The organism is Pseudarthrobacter sp. 10T415 (assembly GCF_056394175.1).
Map to the genome: position 1 here is coordinate 129,086 of NZ_JBFTHJ010000002.1, position 25,344 is coordinate 154,429.

The following is a 25,344-nucleotide window of genomic DNA, read 5'->3' on the forward strand; positions in this document are numbered from 1 at the left end:
CCCCGCCCCTAAACTCAGCTACTTGTCGTTATCCGACTTAGCACCAAGCGTCGTCTTCTGTACCTGCATGAGGAACTCGACGTTGCTTCCGGTTTCCCGGATCTTGTTGGTCAGCAGCTCAAGGCTCTGCTGCGTTTCGAGTCCGGAGAGGACGCGGCGCAGCTTCCACATGATCTTGACTTCCTCCGGCGAGAGCAGGTTCTCTTCGCGGCGGGTGCCCGATGCGTTGACGTCCACGGCGGGGAAGATACGCTTGTCTGCCAGCTGGCGGGACAGGCGCAGTTCCATGTTGCCGGTGCCCTTGAACTCTTCGAAGATGACTTCGTCCATCTTGGAGCCGGTCTCGACGAGGGCGGTGGCCAGGATGGTGAGCGAGCCGCCGTTTTCGATGTTGCGGGCTGCACCGAAGAAGCGCTTCGGCGGGTACAGCGCGGCGGAGTCCACACCACCGGACAGGATGCGGCCGGAGGCCGGTGCTGCCAGGTTGTAGGCACGGCCCAGGCGGGTCATGGAGTCCAGGAGGACCACCACGTCCATGCCCATTTCCACGAGGCGCTTGGCGCGTTCGATGGAGAGTTCGGCCACGGTGGTGTGGTCGTCTGCGGGACGGTCGAAGGTGGAGGCAATGACCTCGCCCTTGACTGTGCGCTGCATGTCCGTGACTTCTTCGGGACGTTCGTCAACCAGCACCATCATGAGGTGGACCTCAGGGTTGTTGGTGGTGATTGCGTTGGCGATGGACTGCAGGATGAGCGTCTTGCCGGCCTTGGGCGGCGAGACGATCAGGCCACGCTGGCCCTTGCCGATGGGAGCCACGAGGTCGATGACCCGGGGACCGATCTTCTTGGGGTCCGTTTCGAGGCGCAGGCGCTCGGACGGGTAGAGCGGGACCAGCTTGGCGAATTCGACGCGGTCCTTGAGCTCTTCGGCGGTCTTGCCGTTGACGGACGTGACGCGGACCAGGGCGTTGAACTTCTGGCGGGTGGACTGCTGGCTGCGGTCTTCGCCGTCGCGCGGTGCACGGATGGCGCCGACGACGGCGTCACCCTTGCGCAGGTTGTACTTCTTGACCTGTGCCAGCGAAACGTAAACGTCGTTGGGGCCGGGCAGGTAGCCGGAGGTGCGGATGAACGCGTAGTTCTCCAGGACGTCCAGGATGCCGGCGACGGGCAGGAGGACGTCGTCCTCGGTGACCTCGACGTCGTCGACGTCCGGGCCCTGGTTGCGTCCGCGGCGGCGGTCGTTGCGGTCGCGGAAGCGGTCGTTGCGGGAGGTGTTGTCCCGGTCCTGGCCACCGGAACGGTCGTTACGGTCGTTGCGGTCGCGACGGTTGCGGCGGTTCCGGCGGCTGCTGCCGTCGGTGTCATCGCCATCGCGGTTATCGCGGTTGTCACGCTGGCCGGAGTCACGCTGGCCGGCATCACGGCTGTTGTCGCGCTGGCCGGAGTCGCGCTGGCCGGCGTCACGGCTGTTGTCGCGCTGACCACCGTCGGCATCGCGGTTGTCGCGGCCTCCACGGCTGCGGTCGCGGCGGTCATTGCGCTGGCCGGCATCCACGGTTTCGGTGGACTCGGAGCGCTGCTCGGCGGCCTTCTGCTCCGTGTTGCCCTGATCGGCGGCCTTGGGTTCGCCGGCCGGCTGCTCCGCGGGAGTTTCGGCGGGAGCCTCCTGGGTGGCGGCTTCGCCACGGCGGCGGTTGCGGGTACGGGGCTGGCGGCGCTCGGAGGCACCTTCGGCGGCTTCCGCAGCGGGAGCGGCTGACGGCGCTGCAGCGGTTTCCGCAACGGGCGCTGCTTCAACTGCAGGAGCGGTTTCAGCGGCCGGGGTCACAACAACACCATCGCTGCCGGCGCGGCGGCTGCGGCCGCGCCGGGCACGGGTGCCTTCGGCGGCCGGTGCTTCGGCAGCCTCAGGGGCGGCCGGAGCGGAAACAGTGGGAGCGGCAACAGGAGCGGTGGCCTTTTCAGTTGCCCGGGCCGGTGCCTTGGTGGTGGGAGTGCCGGCACGGTGGGCGGAGATGGCAGCCACCAGGTCCCCCTTGCGCATGCGGGAACCGCCCGAGATTCCAAGCTGGCTGGCCAAGGCCTGCAGCTGGGCGAGCTTCAGGCCTGCAAGGCCGCTGCTCTTGGCGGGTGCTGCCGGTGACTCGGCAACAGAAGATGATAGTTCCACAGCTGGTGACAGCTCAGTGGTTTCGGTCACGAAGGATCCTTCCCCCTCGACGGCGTCCGGACTGGGAGCTGGACGCGATGATTTGATCTGGGCTGCAGTTCAGATCTGCAGCCGCATTTTGCGGCCTTGCCGGTTGGATTTCGGCCAGCAGGGCCGGTACTGATTCACCTTCCGTACCGCCCGTGGCGGAACGGAGGGCTGACGCGTGGGGGGCAGTTGGATGCTGCAAATTCCTGCGACAGACCAAGCAGGTGGCACCGGAATAGATTCGCAGTAGGAGATCAGTTGCCACTGAGTGCAGAAGCAGATCAGATAGGCGGAATTACCGCCGGTGCACGTCCACCTTAGCACCTTCCACGTCCACTGCGAGCTTCAGCACGCGCCAGTTCACTTCCGGCGTGTTGGCTCCTGTAAACGCGGTGATGAAGGCCAGGATGTCGGCTGCTTCCGGCTCGCCGTTGGCCAGTACCAGCACGGTGGGGCCGGCACCGGAAACCACTGCGGCATGGCCCGCCTGCCGCAGCGCACCAATCAGCGCCGCACTGGGCCGCATGGCCGATGCACGGTAGCTCTGGTGCAGGTAGTCCTCCGTGCCCGCCAGCAGGAATTTGGGGTCCCGGGTCAGGGCGTGGACCAGCAGCGCGGCCCGGCCGGAATTCATGGCGGCCGCGTGGTGTCCCACCGAGGCGGGCAGGAGGGCCCGCGCCGCTTCGGTGGACAGCTCGAAGTCCGGGACAGCCACAATGGGAACCACTGTTCCGGCCACCTCGGCGCGGGTGCTGCTGTACTGGTCACTGTCCTGCCATGACAGCGCCAGTCCGCCATAAATCGCCGGTGCGACGTTGTCCGGGTGGCCTTCCATCTCGCTGGTGAGCTGCAGGATCCAGTCCCGGCCGCGCCGGCTTTCCGCTGGAACCATGGCATTCGCGGCAGACACTGCTGCAACCACTGCCGATGCGGAGGAGCCCAGCCCCCTGCCGTGCGGGTTGACGTTCTGGGCCGTCACCTTCAGGCCGCCGTGGCGGAAGCCGAGCCGTTCGAAGGCCGCATCCATTGCCCGGATCACCAGGTGGCTGGCATCCCGCGGCAGGGTATCTGCCCCTTCGCCACTCAGGTCGAAGACCAGTTCGTCCGTGTCCAGGCTCTCCACCGTCAGGGTGTCGTGCAGGGCCAGTGCCATTCCGAGGCTGTCATACCCCGGTCCCAGGTTGGCCGTGGTGGCCGGGACCCGGACCGTGACGCGCTGGCCGGGCTTAATGAGTTGCAGTCCGACGGCGGCCTGCGAGGTGGCGTTCAAGGCTATTTTTCTTCCAGTCCCAGTTCAGCAGCAACAGTGACGACGTCGTTGGAAACCTTTACCGGCTGGACGTCGCTGCCGTCCTCGGTGCGCAGCGCCCACTGGGGATCCTTGAGCCCGTGCCCGGTGACAGTGATGACGATGGTCTTACCGGAAGGAACCTCACCGGCAGCGTGCTTCTTGAGCAGTCCGGCGACACCAGCAGCGGAACCGGGCTCAACGAAGACGCCTTCCTTGGCGGACAGCCAGCGGTGTGCGGCCAGGATTTCGTCGTCGGTCACGGCGTCGATCAGGCCGCCGGACTCGTCGCGGGCACCCACGGCACCGTCCCAGGAGGCGGGGTTGCCGATCCGGATGGCCGTGGCGATGGTGTCCGGTTCGGTGATGGGGTGGCCGGCAACGAACGGCGCGGCACCGGCGGCCTGGAAGCCCCACATGGTGGGCGTCTTGGTGGACACTGCGGGAAGCGTGCCGGCGGTTTCGGACTCGAACGGCGCGGAGTACTCCTTGTAGCCCTTCCAGTACGCGGTGATGTTGCCGGCGTTGCCCACGGGGAGGACGTGGATGTCCGGGGCGTCGCCAAGGGCGTCAACAACCTCGAACGCTCCGGTCTTCTGGCCCTGGATGCGGGCGGGATTGACGGAGTTGACCAGGAAAACCGGGTAGGACTCCCCCAGTTTCCGGGCGATGTCCAGGCAGTTGTCGAAGTTGCCGTCCACCTGCAGCAGCGTGGCGCCGTGCGCGATGGCCTGGCTCAGCTTGCCCATGGAGATCTTTCCTTCGGGCACCAGGACGGCGCACTTCAGTCCCGCTGCCGTTGCGTAGGCGGCTGCGGAGGCGGAGGTGTTGCCGGTCGAGGCGCACACCACTGCCTTGGCCCCGGCCTCGACGGCGGCGGTCATGGCCATGGTCATGCCGCGGTCCTTGAAGGAACCGGTGGGGTTCATGCCCTCAACCTTGAGGTACACCTCGGAGCCGGTGAGCTCGGAGAGCTTCTGTGCGTGCACCAGCGGGGTGCCGCCTTCGCCCAGGGTGATGACCCGGGTGGATGCCGTGACGGGCAGGCGGTCAGCGTATTCGCGGATGACGCCGCGCCATTGGTGAGCCACTTAGACTCCTTCTACCCGCAGAACGGATGTAACTGAATTGATGACGTCCAGGCCCTTCACGGCCTCGACGGTGGCCGCAAGGGCGGCCTCGGACGCGCGGTGGGTGACGATCCTGAGTTCGGCGGATTCCACGTTGGACTCCGCGTCGCGGTGGATGGTCTGCCGCATGGTTTCGATGGAGACACCGTTCCCGGCGAACAGCTGGGCAATCCTGGCCAGGACGCCCGGCTGGTCCGCGACGTCGAGTCCGATGTAGTAGCTGGTGACCGAGGCATCGATCGGCAGGGCCGGGACATGGCCGGTGGTGGTTTCGGTGCGCTGGGGTCCGCCCAGGACCAGGCGCCGTGCAGCTGAGACGAGGTCGCCCAGGACGGCAGACGCCGTCGGCGTGCCACCGGCACCCTGTCCGTAGAACATCAGTTCGCCGGCATTTTCCGCTTCGATGAACACGGCGTTGAAGGCGCCGCGGACAGCAGCCAGCGGGTGCTCGCGGGGCAGCAGCGTGGGGTGCACGCGGACGGAAACGCCGTCTTTACCGTCAGTTTCCGTGCCTCCGGCCGTCAACTTCTCGGCGATTGCCAGCAGCTTGATGACGAAGCCGGCGTCCTTGGCCGCGGCGATATCTGCCGCAGTGACGGAGGTGATGCCTTCGCAGTGGACGTTTTCCAGCGCAAAGCGGGTGTGGAAGGACAGCGTTGCGAGGATGGCGGCCTTCGCGGCGGCGTCATGGCCTTCGACGTCGGCTGTTGGGTCGGCCTCCGCGTAACCGAGGCGCTGCGCTTCGGCGAGGGCGTCGGCGAACTGGGCACCTGTTGAATCCATCTGGTCAAGGATGAAGTTGGTGGTGCCGTTGACGATGCCCAGCACCCGGGTGATCCGGTCGCCCGACAGGCTGTCGCGGATGGGCCGCAGGATGGGAATCGCACCAGCCACGGCGGCCTCGAAGGACAGCTGCACGCCGGCTTTGTCCGCTGCTTCGTACAACGTGGGGCCGTCCTGCGCGAGCAGGGCCTTGTTGCCGGTGACCACGCAGGCACCGTTAGTGAGCGCGGAAAGGATCAGCGTGCGGGCCGGTTCGATGCCGCCCATCAGTTCGATGACCAGGTCGGCGTCCTTGACCAGGGTCTCGGCGTCGGTAGTGAACAGTTCCTGCGGCAGTTCGACGTCGCGCTTGGAGTTTACGTTGCGCACGGCGATGCCGCTGAGTTCCAGCCGCGCACCGGTGCGGGCGGCGAGGGCGTCGGCGTCCTCAAGGAGGATCCGCGCAACCTGGGCCCCAACGTTGCCACAGCCCAGCAGGGCTACTTTCAGGGTTCGCATTTCCGTCATTCAGGCTCCCATGTCGCGGTTCAGCAGATCTTCTTCGGTTTCCCCGCGGACAATCAGCCGGGCAGATCCGTCGCGCACCGCGACAACGCCCGGCCGGGCCAGATAGTTGTAGTTGCTCGAGAGGGCCCAGCAGTAGGCGCCGGTTCCCGGTACAGCAAGCAGATCACCGGCTGCCACGTCCCCGGGCAGATATACATCTCTAACAACTATGTCGCCGCTCTCGCAATGTTTGCCCACCACTCGGGACAGCTGCGGGGCGGCCGAGGAGGTGCGCGAGGCGAGGACGGCCGAATAATCGGCGTCGTACAGCACCGGTCGGGCGTTGTCGCTCATGCCGCCGTCCACTGAAACATAGCGGCGGGGATACGTAACGTTGTTGCCTGCGTCACCTGCGGCGTCACCATTGTCCGACGCAGCGGCATCGACGCGGACGGTCTTGAGCGTTCCCACTTCGTACAGCGTGAAAGTGGTGCTGCCAACGATCGCGCGGCCCGGCTCGATGGAGATGCGCGGCGCGTCGATGCCCAGCTCGGCGCAGGTCGAACGCACGACGGCGGCCATCGCCGTCGCGATCTCCGCCGCGGGACGCGGGGTGTCCACCGGCGTGTAGGCAATGCCGTAGCCACCGCCGAGGTCCAGCTCGGGCATGGTGATGGAGTACTTTTCCTGCATGGCCGCGAGGAAGCGCAGCAGCTTCTCGGCGGCCAGGGCAAACCCGTCGGGTTCGAAAATCTGCGACCCGATGTGGCAGTGCAGGCCAAGCAGCTCGATGCCCGGGTGGGCCGATGCTGCGGCCACGGCTTCCTCCGCTGCGGAGAGCCCTGCCTGGTCCGTGGTGTCCGCGGCCATGGAGAGGCCGAACTTCTGGTCCTCGTGGGCGGTGGCGATGAATTCGTGGGTGTGCGCGTGCACACCCGGAGTGAGCCGGAGCATGACCTTTGCCAACCGGCCACTGGCACGGGCGATGTCCCCTACCCTGACCAGCTCGTCCAGGCTGTCCACCACGATGCGGCCCAGGCCCATGTCCAGGGCCCGGGTGATCTCGGCGTCGGACTTGTTGTTGCCGTGCAGCGCAACCCGCTCCCCTGCGATGCCGGCGCGGGCAGCCACGGCGAGCTCACCGCCGGACGCGGTGTCGAGGCGGAGCCCTTCCTCTTCCACCCACTTCACCACGGCGGTGCACAGGAAGGACTTACCGGCGTAGTAGACGTCCACGCCGCCGCAGATATCGGCGAAGGCTGCGTCGAAGGAGTCCTTGAAGGCGCGGGCACGGGCACGGAAATCGGCCTCGTCCATCACGAAGAGGGGCGTGCCGAACTGCTCTTTGAGCTCCTGCACGCCAACGCCGCCGACAGTGAGGGCGCCGGCACTGTTCCGGTCAACGCTGCCAGCCCACATGGGTTCGTGCAGCGCATTCAGGTCGGCCGGGACCTGCAGCCATTCGGGGGCCAGCGGGGACGCCGCGTGCCCGGCGTGCACAGTCCTTCCAGTGGTTGTCATGGCGCTCACATCCGTTCCGGGGCGGAGACACCCAGCAGGTCGAGTCCGTTGGCGAGGACCTGGCTGGTGGCGTCGTTGAGCCACAGGCGCGTGCGGTTGGTATCGGTGACGGCTTCGTCTCCCATGGGGGCAATCCGGCAGGCGTCATACCAGCGGTGGTAGGCACCGGCGATGGTTTCAAGATGCCGTGCCACGCGGTGCGGTTCACGCAGTTCCGCGGCCTTGGCCACCACCGACGGGTAGCTGCCCAGGAAGGAGAGCAGCTCGTTCTCGGTGGCGTGGTCCAGCAGCGAGGCATCGAAGCTGTCCGCGCCGTCCACTTGGCGTTCCACGCCGGCTGCCACCGCGTTGCGCGCGGCACCGCGGGAACGGGCGTGGGCGTACTGCACGTAGAACACCGGGTTTTCGTTGCTGTTCTTCTTCAGCAGCTCCGGGTCCAGCGTCAGCGGGGAATCCGCCGGGAAGCGGGCCAATGAGTAGCGCACCGCGTCCTTGCCCAGCCAGTCGATGAGGTCCTTGAGCTCGATGATGTTGCCCGCGCGCTTGGAGAGCTTGGCCCCGTTGACGGAAACGAGCTGGCCGATCAGCACCTCGATGTTGACCTCGGGATCGTCCCCGGCGGCGGCAGCGATGGCCTTGAGGCGGTGGATGTAGCCGTGGTGGTCGGCTCCCAGCAGGTAGATCTTCTCCGTGTAGCCGCGGTCCTTCTTGGAAAGGTAGTAGGCGGCGTCCGCGGCGAAGTAGGTGGGCTCGCCGTTGGCGCGGATCATGACGCGGTCCTTGTCGTCGCCAAAGTCCGTGGTGCGCAGCCACACCGCACCGCCGTCGTCGAACACGTGGCCCTGCTCGCGCAGGCGCGCCACGGCACTTTCGATGGCACCGGCGTCGTGCAGCTCCTGCTCGGAGAAGAAGACGTCGAACTCGACGCCGAAGTCCGCGAGTGTGGCCTTGATGTCCTTCATCTGGGCTTCGTAGGCGGCAGCACGGATGACCGGCAAAGCAGCGACCTCGGTGAGTTCGCGGATGTCCGGATGCGCCGTGAGGACCTCATGGCCAAGGTCTGCGATGTACTGGCCCGGGTAGCCGCCGTCGGGGACGGGCAGGCCGTGCAGGCGGGAGTACACGGAGTTGGCGAACGTGTTCATCTGCGAGCCGGCGTCGTTGATGTAGTACTCCGCGGTGACGTCGGCGCCCGAGGCCCGCAACACCCGGGCAATGGCGTCGCCGAGGGCGGCCCACCGCGTGTGGCCGATGTGCAGCGGCCCGGTGGGGTTGGCGGAGACGAATTCCATGTTGACGGTGTGGCCTGCGAGCGCGGTGTTCGTGCCGTACTGTGTGCCGGCCTCCACGATGACCTTGGCCAGGGCACCGGCGGCAGCGGCGTCAACGGTGATGTTCAGGAAGCCCGGCCCGGCGATGTCCACGGCGGCGACGCCGCTGATCGTCTTCAGCCGCGCACTGAGGATGGTGGCGAATTCGCGGGGATTCGTGCCGGCCTGCTTCGCGAGCTGCAGCGCGATGTTGGTGGCCCAGTCGCCGTGGTCCCGGTTCTTGGGTCGCTCCACGCGCACGTCCTCGGGGACGGCTGATTCTGCCAGGGCGATTTCGCCGGCGGCGACGGCGTCCTTCAGGCATGCGGATATGGCGAGGGAGAGTTCTTCGGGAGTCACCCTTCTAGGGTACCGGGGGCCAGTCACAGCAAAGAATTCCGGGCATTTGCTTCGTCGTGTATCCACGCAGGGCGCCTCCAAGGAAATCCCAGAGAATGCACAGGGTTGAACCAATATGGTGGTTTCAGCGTTGACAAGGTCGTAACGTCCGCCCATACCTGTGATCACCCTACGAAACGAGAGCCTTCATGAGACCCTCAGCACTGAACCGACCGGTACGCAAGAGCATCTATGTTGGAATCGCCGGGCTGTCCCTCGTGGGCACTGTGGCCGGCTGCGCCCCCTCGGCGGCCGAAAGCAACCCCGTTTCGACCGCGGGCGGCGCCTCTGCCGCGGCAACCACACCCTCCGCAGGGGAATCTGCACTGGCCAGCAGTGGTTCGAGCTACAAGGACGGTACCTACAGCGCTGACGGGACGTACGTCTCGCCCAACGGAAACGAAACGGTGGGGGTGCAGCTGACCCTGGCGTCGGGCAAAGTGACTGATGTCCAGATCACCCAGCACCCGTCCAATCCCAACACCCGCAAGTTCCAGGGCGAGTTCGCCGGCGGTATCGCCGCCCAGGTGGTGGGCAAGAACATCGAGGACCTCAATGTGTCCAAGGTGGCCGGTTCGTCCCTGACCAGCGGTGGCTTCAACCAGGCCGTGGAGCAGATCAAGTCGGAGGCGCAGTAGGCGGTGCCGCACGCGGACTGGGCTGCTTTTTCGTTCGAGGGAATCGGGACGGGCTGGGAGGTTTCCACGCCGCACGTCCTTGGGCTGTCCGCACAACAGGACCTGCTGGCCCTCGTGGAAAAGTTCGACGCCGTCTGGTCCCGTTTCCGCGCCGACTCGCTGGTCAGTGCCATGGCCCGCGAGCCCGGCAGCTACAGCTTTCCAGCAGAAGCCGCCGGGCTCGGGGAACTGTACAGGACGCTGTACGGGCTGACCGGCGGCGCCATGACGCCGCTGGTGGGCGCAAGCCTCGAGCGCCTGGGCTACGACGCCGCCTATACGCTCCGGCCGTCGGGTGACCCGCTGCCGGCCCCGCGCTGGGAGGACGTCCTGGACTGGAACGGGACGTCGATCAGCACCACCGCCCCGGTGGTGCTGGACATCGGGGCAGCAGGCAAGGGCCTGCTGGTTGATGTGCTGGCATCCGCCCTGGAGGTACACGGCGTGGAGGCCTTCATGGTGGACGCCAGCGGGGACCTGCTGGCCCGCGGCCCCGGTACCGTCCCGGTGGGGCTTGAACACCCGTATAACCCGGCCCAGGCCATCGGCGTGGTGGAACTTGGCGGCAGGGCACTGTGCGCTTCCGCCGCCAACCGCCGGGCCTGGGGCGACGGACTGCACCATGTCCTTGACGCGACCACCGGGCAACCGGTGCGCACCGCCGTCGCAACCTGGGCGCTGGCGGACACCGCCGCCGTGGCCGACGCCCTCGCCACCGCCCTCTTTTTCGTCCCCGGCGCTGTGCTCGAGGAGTCATTCGACGTTTCCTGGCTGACGGTTTTTTCCGACGGCAGCGCCGCCTATTCCGCAGAATTCGAAGGGACACTGTTCACATGAGCACCGTTGAGACGCCGTCCGCCGGCCCGGCACCCACCATTGCCGGGCGGCTGGACACCGTGCTTGGCCGCTTCACGATGTACCGGCTCATCCTGCTGGTCCTGGCGGGCCTGGTGGCCTACAGCCTGCTGCTGGACGTGCTGGGATGGCTGACGTTCGGCGTTCCGGAGATGCTGGCCCACCTGGCCCTGTGCCTTTTCCTGACCTATGCCTCGAACCGTGGCCTGGCTGCGTTGTTCAGGGTACGCCCGCACTCGGAGTCCTCCCTCATCACCGGCCTGCTGCTCTACTTCCTGTTCTGGCCTACGTTCCAGGCAATGGACGTCGCCGGAGTGGCGTTAGCCTGCGTCCTTGCCTCCGCCTCGAAATACGCACTGGCGTGGCGGGGCAGGCACGTCTTCAACCCTGCAGCCCTCGGTGCCTTCGTGACCGGCCTGACCGGGCTCAATATCGCCACCTGGTGGGCGGCCACGCCGGCCATGCTGTGGCTGCTGGTTCCCGGCGTCCTGCTGGTCCTTTACCGGACCAGGAAGCTCCTGATGGCCTCGGTGTTCACGGTGGTCTCAACATCGATCATCACGCTGGAACTGCTCCGGGCCGGTATGGGCGCGGGGATGGGTCTCTGGCAGGCTCTGGCGCAGCGTCCTGTGCTGTTCTTCGTGGGCTTCATGCTGTCCGAACCCCTGACGCTGCCGCCGCGCCGTTGGCAGCAGCTGTCCCTGGCGGCACTGGTGGGCGTGCTGTTCGCCGTCCCGTACAACTTCGGCTTCATCGCCAATTCACCCGAGGCTGCACTTCTGGTGGGCAACCTTGCGGCCTTCCTGCTGGGCCAGCGCGGCGGCGTAAAGCTCCGCTTTGCCTCCAGCCGGCCACTCACGCCCAGCACCACCGAGTTCTCGTTCACGCCATCGCATCCCGTGCGGTTCCTTCCCGGCCAGTACATGGAACTGGACCTGCCGCACGCAAAAACCGACGGCAAGGGCAGGCGGCGCGTCTTCAGCCTTGCCGGTTCGCCAAGGGAACGCCTCGTGAAATTCGGCGTCCGTACTGCCGAACCCCTTTCTGCGGCCAAAAAGGTCCTGCTGGGTCTGCAGCCCGGTGATGAGCTCACGGCCACTTCCGTGGGCGGCGACTTCGTCCTGTCCCGGGATCCGAACCGTCCGGTGCTCCTCGTCGCGGCGGGCATCGGCATCACGCCGTTCCTCTCGCACGTCGCCTCCGGCGCACTTGAGGAACGCGACGCGGTACTGGTCCTGCTGGCCAGGAGCGCGGACGACGTCGCCTATGCGGACGAACTCAGGGCTTCGGGTGTCCGGGTCCTGGTACGCACCTCCGACGGGTCAGAACCGCCGTCAGGCCTCGACGCTGCGCCGGCCGGCACTTCCAGGCTCGACGCAGATGCGCTGAAGGCCCTCGTCCCGGACATCGAGGGCCGCGACGTCTACGTGTCCGGCTCGCCCGCCAGCGTGGCGTCCTTGCGCCGCGCCGCGCGCCAGGCCGGGGCACGGCGCGTGCATGTGGACTCCTTCTCCGGTTACTGATGGGCGTGGCCCAGGGTGCCCGGGCAGGCCGTTCCGGCACTGCCAGGGATTGGCCGGGGCCTTGAACCCGCGCCGATTTTCCTTTGCGGGGCACCTTCCTGCTAAGCTCTAGGACGTCCCGCCAGCAACGGCAGGAACCCCGGATTGCCCTCGTAGCTCAGGGGATAGAGCGTCTGCCTCCGGAGCAGAAGGTCGTAGGTTCGAATCCTATCGAGGGCACAGCAAACACCCCGCCGTCCAGTACGGCGGGGTGTTTTGTTTAACCCGCCGGACAGCAGCCCGCTCTGTCATGCGTGCACAGCCGCGGCTGCTGACTGCTGTCCGGCGGAAACGTGGCTGCCGTGTGGCTGCCGCCAAATGTCCGTGCCCCCTCCTAACCTGAAGTTACCTACTTGAGGGGGTACGCCATGCACGTTCCGTTCTGCACCATCGTTCCGCCGTACCTGCTGCGGCGTCTTGCCCGGCAGGACGCACCGGAGTACTCCGCGGCAGCCAGGGCTGCCAAGGAAGCCCTGGTCCATGTGAAGAGTGTCCAGGCCGCCCGGATAACCGCCCGGCCGGAGACCACCGCCGGGATGCTGGCTGCCAAACCGGGCCCGGCAATCAGGACCATTTATGACGCCCACGGCGCCGAATCCCTCCCCGGAAAACTGGTGCGGAAGGAAGGCGAACCACAGACCGGAGACGCCGCTGCCGATGAAGCCTATGACGGCCTGGGCCACACCCACCGCCTCTACGCGGACGTCTTTGGCCGGGACTCCATTGACGGCCGCGGTCTCCCGATGGACGCCACCGTGCATTTCGGCAAGCTGTACGACAATGCTTTCTGGGACGGCAAGCAGATGGTCTTTGGTGACGGCGACGGCGCTGTCTTCCAGCGGTTCACCGCCTCACTGAGTGTCATCGGCCACGAACTGGCGCACGGGGTCACGCAGTTTTCCGCCGGCCTGGCGTACCGCAACCAGGCCGGAGCCCTGAACGAATCCATGTCGGATGTCTTCGGCGCACTGGTGGAGCAGTATGTGAAGGGCCAGTCCGCGGCGGAAGCCAGCTGGCTCATCGGCGAGGGACTCTTCACACCGGAGGTGCAAGGGCAGGCACTGCGCTCCATGAAGGCCCCGGGAACGGCGTACGACGACGATGTGCTCGGCAAGGATCCCCAGCCTGATTCCATGGACGGCTACGTCCGGACCAGCGCTGACAACGGCGGCGTCCATATCAACTCGGGCATCCCCAACAGGGCGTTCTACCTCGTGGCGGACGCCCTGGGCGGAAACGCCTGGGACGCACCGGGGCGCATCTGGTACGAAACCCTGACCGGGGGCTCGCTTCCCGCCACGGCCACCTTCACCGTCTTTGCCCGCGCCACACTCGCGGCGGCGGTGGAACTTTTCGGGTCGGACAGCAAGGAGCATGACGCCGTCCGGAAGGCGTGGGAAACTGTGAAGGTCAAGCTTTAACAGATGCCTGGCTGCCGGATTCCAGTCCGCCAGGCTGAGCGGAAGCCCCAGGAACCAGGCCATGAAGATCAGTGTTGAGCGCACCGGCGGAATCGCGGCGATCACCAGGGTGTGGACCGTGGATGCCCGGTCCGAGACTGCCATCAACCAGTGGCAGCCGATCGTTGAGGCGTGCCCCTGGGACGCCGTCCCGCGGACCGCGGTGGCGGCGGCCAGGGAGTTCGCCGACGCCCAGCCGGATCGGTTTATCTATTCCATCCGTGCAGGCGGGCGCCGCGCCGCCCTGCCGGAGCGCGCAGTCACCGGTCCGTGGCGCATCCTCGTGGAGAGTGCCCGGGCCGCAGCGGAACAGGACCAGGCGACAGCGGACGACGACGGGACGTCCGGCGCGTGAGCTAGCCCGCCTCGGCCAGTTGCCCCCGGAACGCCCGGCGATAGGACTGCGGGCTGGTATCCAGTACTTTTGCGAAATGGTGCCGCAGCAGCACCGGGTGGCCGAATCCTGATTCCTTGGCCACTTCATCGATATTCAGGTCCGTGGACTCGAGCAGTTCCTGCGCCCGCAGCACCCTTTGGGAATTGAGCCACGCGGCGGGCGTGGCCCCGGTTTCCGACCGGAACTTCCGTGCGAACGTGCGCGCTGACATGTGCACCCGGGCCGCCAGTTCATTGACCGAGTGCTCACGGTCCAGGTTCTGTACCATCCAGCGCAGCAGTGCCTCCATGGGCGCCGAGCCGCACGTGGGCATGGGCCGGTCGATGAACTGGGCCTGGCCGCCGTCACGGTGCGGGGGAACCACCATGTCCCGTGCGATGGCGGAGGCAACCTGTGCGCCGAGCTCCACCCGCACCAGGTGCAGGCAGGCGTCAATGCCTGCGGCCGTTCCGGCGGAGGAGATGATGTTGCCGTCCTGGACATACAGGACGTTTTCATCGACCCGGGCGGCCGGATAGGACGCGGCCAGTTGGTCCGAGTAATGCCAGTGCGTGGTGCAGCGGCGGCCATCCAGCAGCCCGGCCCGGGCCAGGGCGAAAGCGCCGGAACAGATGGACATGACCCAGGCTCCCCTGGCATCAGCGGCGCGCAGGGCATCCAGGAGCGGTTCCGGCAGGTCCTGGTCGCGTCCGAACGGGGCCATGATCACCAGGTCCGCGTCCTTTGTCGCTTCGAGACCGAGTTTGACGTTCATGGACAGGCCGGATTTCAGCGGCACGTCCCCCGGCGACGGCGTGCAGACCCGGAATTCAAAAGCGGGAACGCCGTTCCCCCGGTCCGAGCGGTCGATTCCGAACACCTCGCAGGCGGTGCCGAATTCGAACATCGAGAAGTTGGGAACCACGATCACTGCCACGGTTTTCAGCATGTCTTCAGTGTGGCAGAAATTTTCCCTTTTTGGGCATTTCTGCCACTGTTTCCTGCCGGTCCACAGGAGAAGCATGGAGATATGGAAATCTTCGCAGCCATCCTCATCATCGTCCTCCTCCTCGTCGCCGCGGCCACCGTGGCGGCACTCCTCAGCGACGGCCGGGGGCACACGCCTCCCGTCGCTTCGCACCAGGACTGGTCCGCGCTGGACCTGCCCAGCACCAACTACACCCTCCGCATCTTCTAGCCACCAGCAACCGCCGCAGGCAGTCGAACCACAGGGAGCCGGCCCCGCCGCAGTAGACTGTCTGCAGCCATGACTTTTCACATTTCCTATCCCGCCGAACTGCCGGTCTCCGAGCGCCGCGAGGACCTGATGGCAGCCATTGCGGCCAATCAGGTGACCATCATTGCCGGCGAGACCGGTTCCGGAAAGACCACCCAGATCCCCAAGATGTGCCTGGAACTGGGCCTGGGCGAGAACGGGCTGATCGGCCACACCCAGCCGCGCCGGCTCGCCGCCCGCACCGTCGCCGAACGCATCGCCGAGGAACTGGGCGTGGAGATCGGCCAAGAGGTGGGGTTCCAGGTCCGCTTCACCGGCGAAGTCAGCAAGGCCACCAAGGTCAAACTGATGACCGACGGCATCCTGCTGGCCGAGATCCAGCGCGACAAGCTGCTCCGCAAGTACAACGCCATCATCATTGATGAAGCCCATGAGCGCAGCCTCAACATCGACTTCATCCTCGGCTACCTGAAGCGGATCCTCCCCCAGCGGCCGGACCTGAAACTCATCATCACCTCGGCCACCATCGATCCCGAGCGCTTCGCCAACCACTTCGGCACGCCGGAAACACCGGCACCCATCATCGAGGTCTCCGGCCGTACCTTCCCGGTGGAAATCCGTTACCGCCCCCTCTCCCAGCCCAGGGAGGAAGACGATGACGCCTCGGACGACGAGCTTGAAGAGGACCGCGACCCCCTGGACGCCGTCTGCGACGCCGTGGACGAACTCGCGGCGGAAGCCCCGGGCGACATCCTCGTGTTCTTCTCCGGCGAGCGCGAGATCCGAGACGCCGCCGAAGCACTCCAGGCGCGCATCCAGGGGAACCGCCGGCTCGCAGGCACCGAGGTGCTACCGCTCTTCGCTCGCCTGAGCCTGCAGGAACAGCACAAGGTCTTCCACCCGGGCAGCAAGCGCCGGATCGTGCTGGCCACCAACGTGGCAGAAACCTCGCTGACGGTCCCCGGCATCAAATACGTCATCGATACCGGCACGGCCCGCATCTCGCGGTACTCACACCGCACCAAGGTCCAGCGGCTGCCCATCGAACGGGTTTCCCAGGCCTCAGCCAACCAGCGGTCCGGCCGCTGTGGCCGCGTCTCCGACGGCATCGCCATCCGGCTGTACTCGGAGGAGGACTTCGAGTCCCGCCCCCAGTTCACCGATCCTGAGATCCTGCGAACCAACTTGGCAGCAGTAATCCTGCAGATGACCGCCATGGGCGTGGCACGCGGACCCAAGGACGTGGAGGAATTCCCCTTCGTTGAACCGCCGGAAACCCGGGCCATCAACGACGGCGTCACCCTCCTTCGCGAGCTCGGCGCCCTGGCTCCCCCGCGGTCCCAAGGCAAGGCGGGGCAGGCGGAAACAGGCACCCGGGGCGGACCCCAGGGCGGCGGCCTCACCGCCGTCGGGCAGAAACTTGCCCAGCTGCCCGTGGACCCCCGCCTGGGCCGCATGATCGTGGAGGCCGGCAAACGCAACTGCGTGCGGGAAGTCATGATCCTCGCCGCTGCGCTCACCATCCAGGACCCGCGCGAGCGCCCCACGGACAAGCAACAACTGGCGGCAGAGAAGCACAACCGGTTCAAGGACGAAAACTCGGACTTCACCGGTTACCTGAACCTCTGGAACTACCTGCAGGAGAAGCAGCAGGAACTGTCGTCGTCGGCGTTCCGCCGCCTGTGCCGGGCGGAGTTCATCAACTACCTCCGGGTCCGGGAGTGGCAGGACCTGTTCACCCAGCTGCGCCAGCTGGCCCGCCCGCTGGGCATCAGCCTGGACAACAAGCGGCTCACGGATCCGGTGGGGAACCACGAGGGTGTCCACATCAGCCTGCTGTCCGGGCTGCTGAGCCACATCGGCATCCTGGACGAACGCAAGCGCGAATATGCCGGTGCCCGGGGCAGCCGGTTCGCCATCTTCCCGGGCTCCGCATTGTTCAAGAAGTCACCTACGTTCGTCATGGCTGCCGAATTGGTGGAAACCAGCCGGCTGTGGGCCAGGGTGGCCGCGAAGTTCGATCCCGACTGGGCCGAGCAGGTGGCACCGGACCTGGTGAAGCGCAGCTACAGCGAGCCGCACTGGTCAACGCGCCAGGGCGCCGTCATGGCCTACGAGAAGGTGACCCTCTACGGTGTCCCCATCATCGCCCAGCGGCGGATCAACTATGGCCGGGTGGACCCGGTGGTGGCGAGGGAGCTGTTCATCCGGCACGCCCTGGTGGAGGGCGACTGGCGCACCCACCACAAGTTCTTCCACCGCAACCGTGCCCTCCTGCACGAGGTGGAAGAGCTTGAAGCCCGGATGCGGCGCCGTGACCTGATGGTCGACGACGACACGCTCTTCGACTTCTACGATGCCCGGGTGGGCGCCGATGTGGTCTCGGAACGCCACTTCGACAAGTGGTGGAAGGACGCCCGCCGGGACAATCCCGACCTGCTGGACTTCGACAAGTCACTTCTGCTCAGCGACGATGCCGAGGACCTTGACGAGGCCGCGTACCCGAAGACCTGGCTGCATAAGGGCTTCGAACTTCCGCTGACCTACGAGTTCCACCCGGTGGCCCCCGGGTCTCCCCCGAACCCCTCCGACGGCGTGACGGCGGAAGTTCCCGTGCTGTTCCTCAACCAGCTCGATGACGCCCCGTTCCGGTGGCTGATCCCCGGACAGCGCGTGGAGCTGGTGACGGCCCTGATCAAATCGCTGCCAAAACAGGTGCGGAAGAACTTTGTCCCGGCCCCCGACGTGGCACGCCAGGCCGTCGCACTGCTGGAGGCCGACTTCGATCCCGCTACGGACGGGCTTGAGCCGTCACTGGAGCTGGCCCTGCGCCGCCTCCGCGGAGCGGTCATTCCCCCCGGCTCGTGGAACTGGGACGCCGTGCCGCCGCACCTGCGCGTGAGCTTTACGGTGGTGGACAGCAAAGGCAAGGCCCTCGGCGAAGGCAAGGACCTTGCGGCGCTCCAGGAGAGCCTGGCCCCGGCTACCCGGCGCGCCATTGCCGAATCCCTCGGAGCCACACCCGCCACCACGACCCGCGCGAAGGCCCATGGCAAGGGCCAAGGGGCATCCGGGGCCGCTCCAGCGGGAGCAACGCGCGACGCCGGAGCGGCACCGGCCGGGCAGCCCGCCGCCACCAACGCCGGCGGCAGCCGGGCCGCTGCCGGATTCGTGGAGCGCGACGGTCTGACGGAGTGGAGCTTCGGCAGCGTAGAGCGCAAGGTCAGCAACATGGTCAAGGGCCATACGGTGACCGGGTACCCGGCGCTGGTGGACCAGGGCACATCCGTGTCACTGCAGGTCTTCCAGACCCCGGATGAGCAGCTCGATGCCATGCGGGGCGGCGTCATCCGCCTGCTGGCGTTGCGCGTCCCGGCGCCGGACCGCTACGTCCTCGAACATCTGAGCAACACCGAAAAGCTCACGTTCAGCCAAAATCCGCACGGCTCAGTGTCGGCGTTGATTGCCGACTGTGCACTGGCGGCCATCGATAAGCTCACCCCGGCCGAGCTGCCGTGGGACAGGAACGCCTTCGACCGGCTCTATGAGGTGGTCCGTGCGGAGCTGATTGACACCGTGTTCAGCGTGACTGCCGTCGTGGAGCGCATCCTCGCCAGCACCCGCCGGATCGAAAAGCAGCTTAAGGGCACTACCAGCCTGGCCCTGATCAGCGCCCTGAACGACATCAAAAGCCAGCTGGAGCAGCTGGTCTACCCCGGTTTTGTGGCACGCACGGGCTACGCACAGCTCAGCCAGCTGCCCCGGTACCTCACGGCCATCGAGAAACGGCTGGAACGCCTGCCGGGCAACGTCCAGCGCGACGCCCTCAACATGGCCGTGGTCCAGCGCCTCGAAGACGACTACGACGATGCAGTTTCGGCGCTGCTGCCGGGGCGGCGCGCCGGGCGTGAGTTAACCCAGGTGCGCTGGATGCTCGAGGAACTCCGGGTGAGCCTCTTCGCCGTCGAACTTGGAACTGCCTACTCCGTCTCGGAGAAGCGCATCCGCACCGTACTCAACAAAGCCCTGGCCCCGGCATAGCGGGCAACTTACCCCGAGAGGAAACCCCATGGAGATTTCGCTTGCCCACGGGCCAGCCGGCACCGAGATAGCCGGCCTTGGCCACGCACAGCCGGTACGCGTCATGGACAACCATGAGCTCGAAGGCATGATGGACACCAACGACGAATGGATCCGCCAGCGCACCGGCATCATCACCAGGCGGATCGCCGCGGAAGGCGAAACGGTAGTGGACCTCGCCATTCCCGCCGCACGGATGGCGCTGGAAGACTCAGGCGTTCCGGCCGCGGACATCGACCTCGTCGTCGTGGCCACCACCACTGCCGCCGAGCGGTCACCCAACACCGCCGGACGCGTGTCAGCAGCCCTCGGGCTGGGACGTGACGGCCGGGGACCCGCCATCATGGACGTCAACACGGCCTGTTCGGGATTCGAGTACGCCCTGGGCATCGCCGACCAGGCCATCCGCATGGGAAGCGCCTCGCACGCGATCGTGGTGGGGGCCGAGACCCTCTCAGCGGTGACTGACTGGACGGACCGTGCGACGGCGGTGCTCACCGCCGACGGTGCGGGCGCCGCCGTCGTGCGCCCCTCCGTCACCCCGCGGATCGGCCCGGTGGTGTGGGGTTCGGAAATCGGCATGGCCGACGCCGTCAAGATCTCCCCGCCCTCGGGACGCTTCGCCCAGAACGGCCGCGAGGTGTTGCGCTGGGCCCTCACCAAGGCACCGGAGCGCGCCCGCGAGACCGTTGCCCGCGCAGGCCTGACCCTGGACGACATCCAGGTGCTGGCCGCGCACCAGGCCAACCTGCGCATCATCGAGCCGCTGGCCGAGGCCCTGGGCATGACGGACCGCGTTGTCATCACCGATGTCACCGAATCGGGGAACACGTCTGCTGCCAGCGTGCCGCTCGGCTTGAGTAAGTGGTGGCACTCCGGCAAAATCCCTGCGGACGTCCCGGCATTGCTCTTCGGGTTCGGCGGAGGCTTTACCTACGCCGGCATGGTGGCGATGACGCCCCGCCGCGCGTAACGGACCCCACCGCGCTGCTGATTGCCGGCACATGGCGCCGGCAATCAGCAGGGCCTAGTCAGCCGGGACAAACTCCCCGTAGCCGGCGGCCCGGAGCCCCTCGCGGAGTTTGGCGGCATTGGCATCCAGCACGGCAGGGTCCGGGTTCTGGTCCGCGGATCCGAAGTCGAAGTCAGCCATGGTCCGGGACGGCCACACGTGGACGTGCAGGTGGTTGATCTCGTACCCGGCCACGATCAGCCCGGCCCGGCTCGCGCCAAAGATGTCCACCTGGACTGCGCCGATCCGCCTTGCCACCTCCATGACTTTCGCCAGCGTCTCGGGCGAGGCGTCGGTCCAACGGTCCACTTCCTCGGTGGGAACCACCAGAGTGTGGCCGTCTGCCAGTGGCCCGGTAGTCAGGAAGGCACCTACACCGTCCTCACGCCACACAAACCGGCCGGGAATCTCGCCGTTCAGGATTTTGGTGAAAAGCGTGCTCATGCGTTTGCCTCCTTGGCGGGTGACTGAAGGGTTCCGGCGTCCAGCACGAAACGGTATTTGACGTCGCCGGCAACCATCCGGTCGTAAGCCTCATCAAGCTGGTGCGCACCGACCACTTCGATGTCGGCCAGCACGCCGTGTTCCGCGCAGAAGTCCAGCATCTCCTGTGTTTCTGCGATACCGCCGATCAGCGAGCCGGCATAGGCCACGCGGCGGCGGATGAGGGTCCGCGGATTGACCGGAGGCATCTCCCCGGACGGCAGGCCGAGCTGGAACAGGGCGCCGTCCACGCGGAGGGTGCGGAACAGCGCGTTCAGGTCGTGCGGTGCCGCCACGGTGTCGATGATGACGTCGATGGTCCGGTTGGCGCCCGCCATGGCGTCCGCGTCCCGGGACAGGACCACCTCGTCAGCTCCCAGCTCCAGCGCGGCGGCCACCTTGGACTCCGAGGTGGTAAAAACGACCACCCGCGCACCCATGGCTTTGGCCAGCTTGACTGCCATGTGCCCGAGTCCGCCCAGGCCCACCACACCCACTACGTCGCCTTCTTCGACATCGAAGTGCCGCAGCGGGGAGTAAGTTGTCACACCTGCGCACAGCAGCGGCGCGGCGGCAGCCGGGTCCAGTGCGTCCGGGATGCGGAGGACGTACCGTCGGTCCACCACGATTGAGGAGGAGTAGCCGCCCTGGGTCATGGCGTCACCGTTCCTCCGGTCCGTGGCGCCGTACGTTCCGGTCATGCCGTTTTCGCAGTACTGTTCCAGGCCGTCGAGGCAGCTTTCGCATTCCCGGCAGGAATCCACGATGCAGCCGACACCCACGCGGTCACCCACGGCGAAGTCCGTGACGCCGGCACCGACGCGGCTGACCCGTCCCACAATCTCGTGGCCTGGGATCAGCGGGTAGGTTTGGCCGCCCCACTCACCCCGGGCGGCGTGGACGTCTGAATGGCAGAGACCGCAAAATTCAATGGCGATTTCGACGTCGTCGGCCTTGGGTGCGCGCCGGGCGACAGTCAGCGGGACCAGTCCGCTGTCCGGGGACACGGCTCCGCGGGCTGCCGCCAGCAGGCCCTCGACCGCGCTGGCGGGGAGACGGCTGCCGGGGAGGTCGGCGGCGGGTTCGATGGGTTTGTCAAGGGGCGGGGGAACGGGGCGTCCTGGGGTCATAGTGCGACGCTACCCTTGCCTGCGGCGCCGTTTCCAGCCGGCTCCCGGGCGGTGCTTCCGGGTTCGGGGCCTGTGGCCACCGGCAGGTCCGGATGGTTGGACCACTCGGAGAACGAGCCCGGGTACAGCGCCGCCGTAAATCCCGCGGCGGCCAGCGCGGCCACCTGGTGCGCGGCAGTCACGCCGGAACCGCAGTACACGGCCACGGGTGTCTCTTCCCGGACGCCCAGCACCTCGAACCTGCTCCTCAACACGGCCGCCGGCAGGAATGCGCCGGTCCCGTCGACATTCTCCGACGTCGGCGCGCTGACGGCCCCGGGGATGTGACCGGCACGCGGGTCCACCGGCTCAACCTCGCCGCGGTACCGCTCCCCCGCCCGCGCATCGAGCAGGAGCCCGCTGTCCGCCCACGCGGCGGCAGCAGCGGCGTCGACCACAGGCATGGCTCCGTCGCCCAAGGTGACGATGCCTGGGACCGGCTGCACCGGGCCCGTTTCAATGGCCAGGCCGGCGGCACGCCAGGCGCCCAATCCGCCGTCGAGCAGGTATGCCTCGGGCAACCCGGCGTTCCGCAGCATCCACCACGCCCTGGCGGCGGCCATGTTTCCGGTGTCGTCGTACGCCACCACCACGTCGCCGTCGTTGATTCCCCAGCGGCGGGCGGCCGCCTGGAAGTCGGCGGGAGCGGGCAAGGGGTGCCTCCCCCGCCTGGGCTCTGCGTGGGCAGCGAGTTCCGTGGCCAGGTCCACGAACACGGCGCCGGGCAGATGGCCTGCGAGGTAGTGTTCCCTGCCGTGCGGATCCCCCAGCGCCCAGCGCACGTCCAGCAGTACGGTGCGCCGGCCTTCAGCGAGGAGCTCCGTCAGCCGGGCCACGTCCATCAGGGGATTCATCGTTCTCCTTGGGTGGTTGCCATTGTGCTTCCACTCTAGGCGGCGCGCTCCCGTCCGCGGGTAGGCTGGTGCGGTGGCAAACGGATACAACGGTTATGCAGGCGGGGGCAACGCAGGCGACGGCAGCAGGGCGGGTGCGGACGGGAGCGGCCGCGGGCGGCAGGACCGGGATTGGGCCGACCAGGCGATCCGCAGGATTACGGCGGAAAACAACCGCTCCGCCGACACCCATCTCTATTCCATTCCGCTGCCGGAGCACTGGGGCGTCCAGCTTTACCTGAAGGACGAGTCCACGCACCGGTCAGGGAGCCTGAAGCACCGGCTGGCACGTTCCCTCTTCCTCTTCGGCCTGGTCAACGGCTGGATCCGTCCCGGTACCACCATCGTCGAGGCCTCCAGCGGCAGCACCGCCGTCTCCGAGGCCTACTTCGCCCAACTGCTGGGGCTGCCGTTCGTCGCGGTCATGGCGCGCAGCACCAGCCCCGAAAAGATCGCCCTGATCGAACAGTTCGGCGGTTCCTGCCTCCTGGTGGACCACGCCTCCGATGTGTATTCGGCGGCGGAAGAGGTGGCCGCCACCTCCAACGGGCACTACATGGACCAGTTCACGTATGCCGAACGGGCCACTGACTGGCGTGGCAACAACAACATCGCCGAATCCATCTTCGGCCAGCTCAGCCAGGAAGAGCATCCGGTGCCGGACTGGATCGTGGTGGGAGCCGGAACCGGCGGCACCAGCGCCACCATCGGCCGCTACCTCCGGTACCACAGCCACCCCACGCAGCTGCTTGTGGTGGATCCCGAGAATTCAGCTTTCTACCCGGGCTGGCTTGGCGGGAGGACCGGCGCCACTGGCCCCGCCACGGGGCTGCCGTCCCGCATCGAAGGGATCGGGCGGCCGCGCATGGAACCGAGTTTCGTGCCGTCCGTGATCGACCGGATGGTCCAGGTCCCTGACGCAGCGTCGGTGGCTGCCATGCGGCACCTCCGTTCCCTCGCCGGGCTCCATGCCGGCCCGTCGACGGGAACCAACCTCTGGGGCGTCTGGCAGCTGATCGCGGAGATGCTGGCGGACGGCCGCCACGGCAGCGTCGTCTCGCTGATGTGCGACGGCGGCGAACGCTACGCGGGCAGCTACCACAACGCCCAGTGGCTGGCCTCCCAAGGCCTTGAACCCGCGCCGTGGGAAGCGGTCATCGCGGAGTTCTTCGAGACCGGCCGGTGGACGGGAGCCTAGATTTCCACGGACTCCCCTGCAGCCAGGTGGACATAGTCGGTCCCATACTTGGCACCGATCCGCTTGACGTGGGCCTCTACGATCTTCAGGCCGTTATCGTTGAGCAGTCCGTCATGGATCTGGAAGGCTTTCGGCGCGCGCACGCCCACCACGAAGTCCACCACCTCACCGGCCTTGCTCCAGGGCGCATGCAACGGGACCAGGAGGGTCTTCACACTGATGCCGTCGGGGATGATGAACGAGTCGCCCGGGTGGTACAGGTTTTCATCCAGCAGGTAGCCGATGTTCGCCACCACCGGAATCTGCGGGTGGATCAGTGCATGCTGGCCGCCGAAGCTCCGGATATCGAATCCTGCTGCCTGGAATGAGGAGCCCGGTTCCACGGCGTGGATGCGGTCCTGCGCGTCCCCGGCTTCGGAGCGCATCTGCGCCGCGACGCCTGCGGGGGCATACAGCGATAGATCCTTGTTGTTGCGAAGGGCACCTGCCACTGCGTCGACGTCGATATGGTCAGCATGTTCGTGGGTCACCAGCACCGATTCCACACCGGCCAGCGCCTCCCCGGTTTCGGAGAAGTTGCCGGGGTCGATCACCAGGACCCGGTTGTCCTTCTCGAGGCGGACACAGGCATGGGTGTATTTCGTCAGCTTCATAGCGCCAGCCTAGGGCGGCCCCCGGAAAGGTGTCCACGGAGCTCCGGCTGGTAATCTTGATAGTTGCCACCAACACCACGGAAGCGAGTTCATCCATGCCGCTCGGCGCCAAGGCTGATTCCACCCCGCCTGCCCCGCCTGCGGGTGTCGGCAAGGAACAGCGCGTCACCAAGCAGCGCCGTGCCGTCAGCGCTGCACTGGACGAACTGGACGACTTCGTCAGCACCCAGGAGCTGTACAGGATCCTGCAGAACCAGGGCGTCTCGGTATCCCTGGCAACCGCCTACCGAATCCTCCAGTCGCTCGCGGACGAGGGATTGGTGGACGTGCTGCGCAACGGCGAAGGCGAAGCCGTCTACCGGCGCTGCGCCGTCACGGAGCACCACCACCACCTGTTGTGCCGCAACTGCGGCAGGGCCGTGGAGGTGGAGGCGCCCGCCGTCGAAACCTGGGCTGCCCGCACCGCTGCCGAGCACGGTTTCACCGAGGTGGCGCACACCGTGGAAATCTTTGGCCTCTGCCCGGACTGCACCGCGCTCAAGGCCGCCGGCCGGCTCTAAGCCCGGAGGCTTT

General features: G+C 66.9%; 21 protein-coding genes and 1 tRNA gene. 11 read left to right on the top strand and 11 right to left on the bottom strand.

The features are described from left to right. Positions 1-18: 18 nt before the first annotated feature. From rho to argS, 6 genes are all read right to left on the bottom strand, one after another. Positions 19-2,202 (bottom strand): transcription termination factor Rho, encoded by a 2,184-nt coding sequence (rho, locus tag AC1DBN_RS03440; RefSeq protein ID WP_314213602.1) that lies wholly within the window; start codon positions 2,200-2,202, stop codon positions 19-21. A 292-nt stretch (positions 2,203-2,494) separates the two neighbouring features. Further along, positions 2,495-3,469: a homoserine kinase gene (thrB, locus tag AC1DBN_RS03445; protein ID WP_314213603.1), complete on the bottom strand. Its 975-nt coding sequence runs from the start codon at positions 3,467-3,469 to the stop codon at positions 2,495-2,497. Between the two features lie 2 nt (positions 3,470-3,471). Beyond that, entirely contained in the window at positions 3,472-4,578 is a 1,107-nt protein-coding gene (gene thrC, locus AC1DBN_RS03450; protein ID WP_091721182.1) for a threonine synthase, read from the bottom strand. Further along, entirely contained in the window at positions 4,579-5,907 is a 1,329-nt protein-coding gene (locus AC1DBN_RS03455) for a homoserine dehydrogenase (RefSeq protein ID WP_314213605.1), read from the bottom strand. Then, positions 5,908-7,407: a diaminopimelate decarboxylase gene (gene lysA / locus AC1DBN_RS03460; RefSeq protein ID WP_314213606.1), complete on the bottom strand. Its 1,500-nt coding sequence runs from the start codon at positions 7,405-7,407 to the stop codon at positions 5,908-5,910. Between the two features lie 5 nt (positions 7,408-7,412). Further along, positions 7,413-9,077, bottom strand: a complete 1,665-nt coding sequence (gene argS, locus AC1DBN_RS03465; RefSeq protein WP_314213608.1) for an arginine--tRNA ligase — start codon at positions 9,075-9,077, stop codon at positions 7,413-7,415. A gap of 188 nt (positions 9,078-9,265) precedes the next feature. Here argS and AC1DBN_RS03470 point away from each other — a divergent pair, with 188 nt between their 5' ends. The 6 genes from AC1DBN_RS03470 (at position 9,266) to AC1DBN_RS03495 (ending at position 14,025) form a co-directional block, all read left to right on the top strand. After that, positions 9,266-9,754 carry an FMN-binding protein gene (locus tag AC1DBN_RS03470; protein WP_314213609.1) on the top strand — a complete coding sequence of 163 codons (489 nt, stop codon included), beginning with the start codon at positions 9,266-9,268 and terminating at the stop codon, positions 9,752-9,754. A 3-nt stretch (positions 9,755-9,757) separates the two neighbouring features. Then, on the top strand, positions 9,758-10,630 hold the full coding sequence (locus AC1DBN_RS03475) for an FAD:protein FMN transferase (protein WP_314213611.1): 873 nt from the start codon (positions 9,758-9,760) through the stop codon (positions 10,628-10,630). Continuing rightward, positions 10,627-12,171: a ferredoxin--NADP reductase gene (locus AC1DBN_RS03480; protein ID WP_477722568.1), complete on the top strand. Its 1,545-nt coding sequence runs from the start codon at positions 10,627-10,629 to the stop codon at positions 12,169-12,171. The genes AC1DBN_RS03475 and AC1DBN_RS03480 overlap by 4 nt, the downstream gene beginning before the upstream one ends. Positions 12,172-12,317: 146 nt before the next feature. Further along, a tRNA-Arg gene (locus tag AC1DBN_RS03485) sits at positions 12,318-12,390 on the top strand. Positions 12,391-12,578: 188 nt separating this feature from the next. Then, positions 12,579-13,631 carry a M4 family metallopeptidase gene (locus AC1DBN_RS03490; RefSeq protein ID WP_314213613.1) on the top strand — a complete coding sequence of 351 codons (1,053 nt, stop codon included), beginning with the start codon at positions 12,579-12,581 and terminating at the stop codon, positions 13,629-13,631. A gap of 61 nt (positions 13,632-13,692) precedes the next feature. Next, positions 13,693-14,025, top strand: coding sequence for a protealysin inhibitor emfourin (locus AC1DBN_RS03495; RefSeq protein ID WP_091721196.1), 333 nt, complete (start codon positions 13,693-13,695; stop codon positions 14,023-14,025). A 1-nt stretch (position 14,026) separates the two neighbouring features. On the opposite strand, the gene AC1DBN_RS03500 is transcribed toward AC1DBN_RS03495, so the two are convergent. Next, the gene (locus tag AC1DBN_RS03500) at positions 14,027-14,995 is read right to left on the bottom strand and encodes a GlxA family transcriptional regulator (protein ID WP_477722569.1); all 969 of its coding nucleotides are present in this window, start codon (positions 14,993-14,995) and stop codon (positions 14,027-14,029) included. 81 nt (positions 14,996-15,076) lie between these two features. Between AC1DBN_RS03500 and AC1DBN_RS03505 the strand changes: the two genes are divergently transcribed. From AC1DBN_RS03505 to AC1DBN_RS03515, 3 genes are all read left to right on the top strand, one after another. Beyond that, the gene (locus tag AC1DBN_RS03505; protein ID WP_172829976.1) at positions 15,077-15,244 is read left to right on the top strand and encodes a hypothetical protein; all 168 of its coding nucleotides are present in this window, start codon (positions 15,077-15,079) and stop codon (positions 15,242-15,244) included. Positions 15,245-15,313: 69 nt separating this feature from the next. Beyond that, a complete protein-coding gene (gene hrpA / locus AC1DBN_RS03510; protein ID WP_477722570.1) occupies positions 15,314-19,324 on the top strand; it encodes an ATP-dependent RNA helicase HrpA in 4,011 nt (1,336 codons plus the stop codon). A 28-nt stretch (positions 19,325-19,352) separates the two neighbouring features. Next, complete coding sequence (locus tag AC1DBN_RS03515; RefSeq protein ID WP_477722571.1) at positions 19,353-20,336, top strand: beta-ketoacyl-ACP synthase III; 984 nt, start codon at positions 19,353-19,355, stop codon at positions 20,334-20,336. 54 nt (positions 20,337-20,390) lie between these two features. Here AC1DBN_RS03515 and AC1DBN_RS03520 read toward each other — a convergent pair whose 3' ends face one another. Genes AC1DBN_RS03520 through AC1DBN_RS03530 form a run of 3 tightly spaced genes read right to left on the bottom strand, consistent with a single transcriptional unit; the run spans position 20,391 to position 22,881 of the window. Then, positions 20,391-20,819, bottom strand: a complete 429-nt coding sequence (locus AC1DBN_RS03520; RefSeq protein ID WP_377202685.1) for an HIT family protein — start codon at positions 20,817-20,819, stop codon at positions 20,391-20,393. Next, a complete protein-coding gene (locus AC1DBN_RS03525; protein ID WP_477722572.1) occupies positions 20,816-21,988 on the bottom strand; it encodes an NAD(P)-dependent alcohol dehydrogenase in 1,173 nt (390 codons plus the stop codon). Before AC1DBN_RS03525 ends, AC1DBN_RS03520 begins: the two co-directional genes overlap by 4 nt. Then, entirely contained in the window at positions 21,985-22,881 is an 897-nt protein-coding gene (locus tag AC1DBN_RS03530) for a sulfurtransferase (protein WP_477722573.1), read from the bottom strand. The genes AC1DBN_RS03525 and AC1DBN_RS03530 overlap by 4 nt, the downstream gene beginning before the upstream one ends. 187 nt (positions 22,882-23,068) lie before the next feature. Between AC1DBN_RS03530 and AC1DBN_RS03535 the strand changes: the two genes are divergently transcribed. Beyond that, a complete protein-coding gene (locus tag AC1DBN_RS03535) occupies positions 23,069-24,118 on the top strand; it encodes a PLP-dependent cysteine synthase family protein (RefSeq protein ID WP_091724033.1) in 1,050 nt (349 codons plus the stop codon). Here the strand turns inward: AC1DBN_RS03535 and AC1DBN_RS03540 are convergent. Next, positions 24,115-24,771, bottom strand: a complete 657-nt coding sequence (locus AC1DBN_RS03540) for an MBL fold metallo-hydrolase (RefSeq protein ID WP_091721213.1) — start codon at positions 24,769-24,771, stop codon at positions 24,115-24,117. The genes AC1DBN_RS03535 and AC1DBN_RS03540 overlap by 4 nt on opposite strands. Positions 24,772-24,866: 95 nt before the next feature. Between AC1DBN_RS03540 and AC1DBN_RS03545 the strand changes: the two genes are divergently transcribed. Next, positions 24,867-25,331, top strand: coding sequence for a Fur family transcriptional regulator (locus tag AC1DBN_RS03545; protein ID WP_477722727.1), 465 nt, complete (start codon positions 24,867-24,869; stop codon positions 25,329-25,331). Positions 25,332-25,344: the final 13 nt, after the last annotated feature.

Excerpts from the sequence above, each read along its gene's own strand:
- AC1DBN_RS03520 (WP_377202685.1), bottom strand. The coding sequence starts at position 20,819 with ATGAGCACGCTTTTCACCAAAATCCTGAACGGCGAGATTCCCGGCCGG.
- AC1DBN_RS03480 (WP_477722568.1), top strand. The coding sequence starts at position 10,627 with ATGAGCACCGTTGAGACGCCGTCCGCCGGCCCGGCACCCACCATTGCC.
- AC1DBN_RS03515 (WP_477722571.1), top strand. The coding sequence starts at position 19,353 with ATGGAGATTTCGCTTGCCCACGGGCCAGCCGGCACCGAGATAGCCGGC.
- AC1DBN_RS03455 (WP_314213605.1), bottom strand. The coding sequence starts at position 5,907 with ATGACGGAAATGCGAACCCTGAAAGTAGCCCTGCTGGGCTGTGGCAAC.
- AC1DBN_RS03540 (WP_091721213.1), bottom strand. The coding sequence starts at position 24,771 with ATGAAGCTGACGAAATACACCCATGCCTGTGTCCGCCTCGAGAAGGAC.
- AC1DBN_RS03500 (WP_477722569.1), bottom strand. The coding sequence starts at position 14,995 with ATGCTGAAAACCGTGGCAGTGATCGTGGTTCCCAACTTCTCGATGTTC.
- AC1DBN_RS03525 (WP_477722572.1), bottom strand. The coding sequence starts at position 21,988 with ATGACCCCAGGACGCCCCGTTCCCCCGCCCCTTGACAAACCCATCGAA.
- AC1DBN_RS03545 (WP_477722727.1), top strand. The coding sequence starts at position 24,867 with ATGCCGCTCGGCGCCAAGGCTGATTCCACCCCGCCTGCCCCGCCTGCG.
- AC1DBN_RS03505 (WP_172829976.1), top strand. The coding sequence starts at position 15,077 with ATGGAAATCTTCGCAGCCATCCTCATCATCGTCCTCCTCCTCGTCGCC.
- AC1DBN_RS03490 (WP_314213613.1), top strand. The coding sequence starts at position 12,579 with ATGCACGTTCCGTTCTGCACCATCGTTCCGCCGTACCTGCTGCGGCGT.
- AC1DBN_RS03470 (WP_314213609.1), top strand. The coding sequence starts at position 9,266 with ATGAGACCCTCAGCACTGAACCGACCGGTACGCAAGAGCATCTATGTT.
- AC1DBN_RS03495 (WP_091721196.1), top strand. The coding sequence starts at position 13,693 with ATGAAGATCAGTGTTGAGCGCACCGGCGGAATCGCGGCGATCACCAGG.
- hrpA (WP_477722570.1), top strand. The coding sequence starts at position 15,314 with ATGACTTTTCACATTTCCTATCCCGCCGAACTGCCGGTCTCCGAGCGC.
- lysA (WP_314213606.1), bottom strand. The coding sequence starts at position 7,407 with ATGACAACCACTGGAAGGACTGTGCACGCCGGGCACGCGGCGTCCCCG.
- AC1DBN_RS03530 (WP_477722573.1), bottom strand. The coding sequence starts at position 22,881 with ATGAATCCCCTGATGGACGTGGCCCGGCTGACGGAGCTCCTCGCTGAA.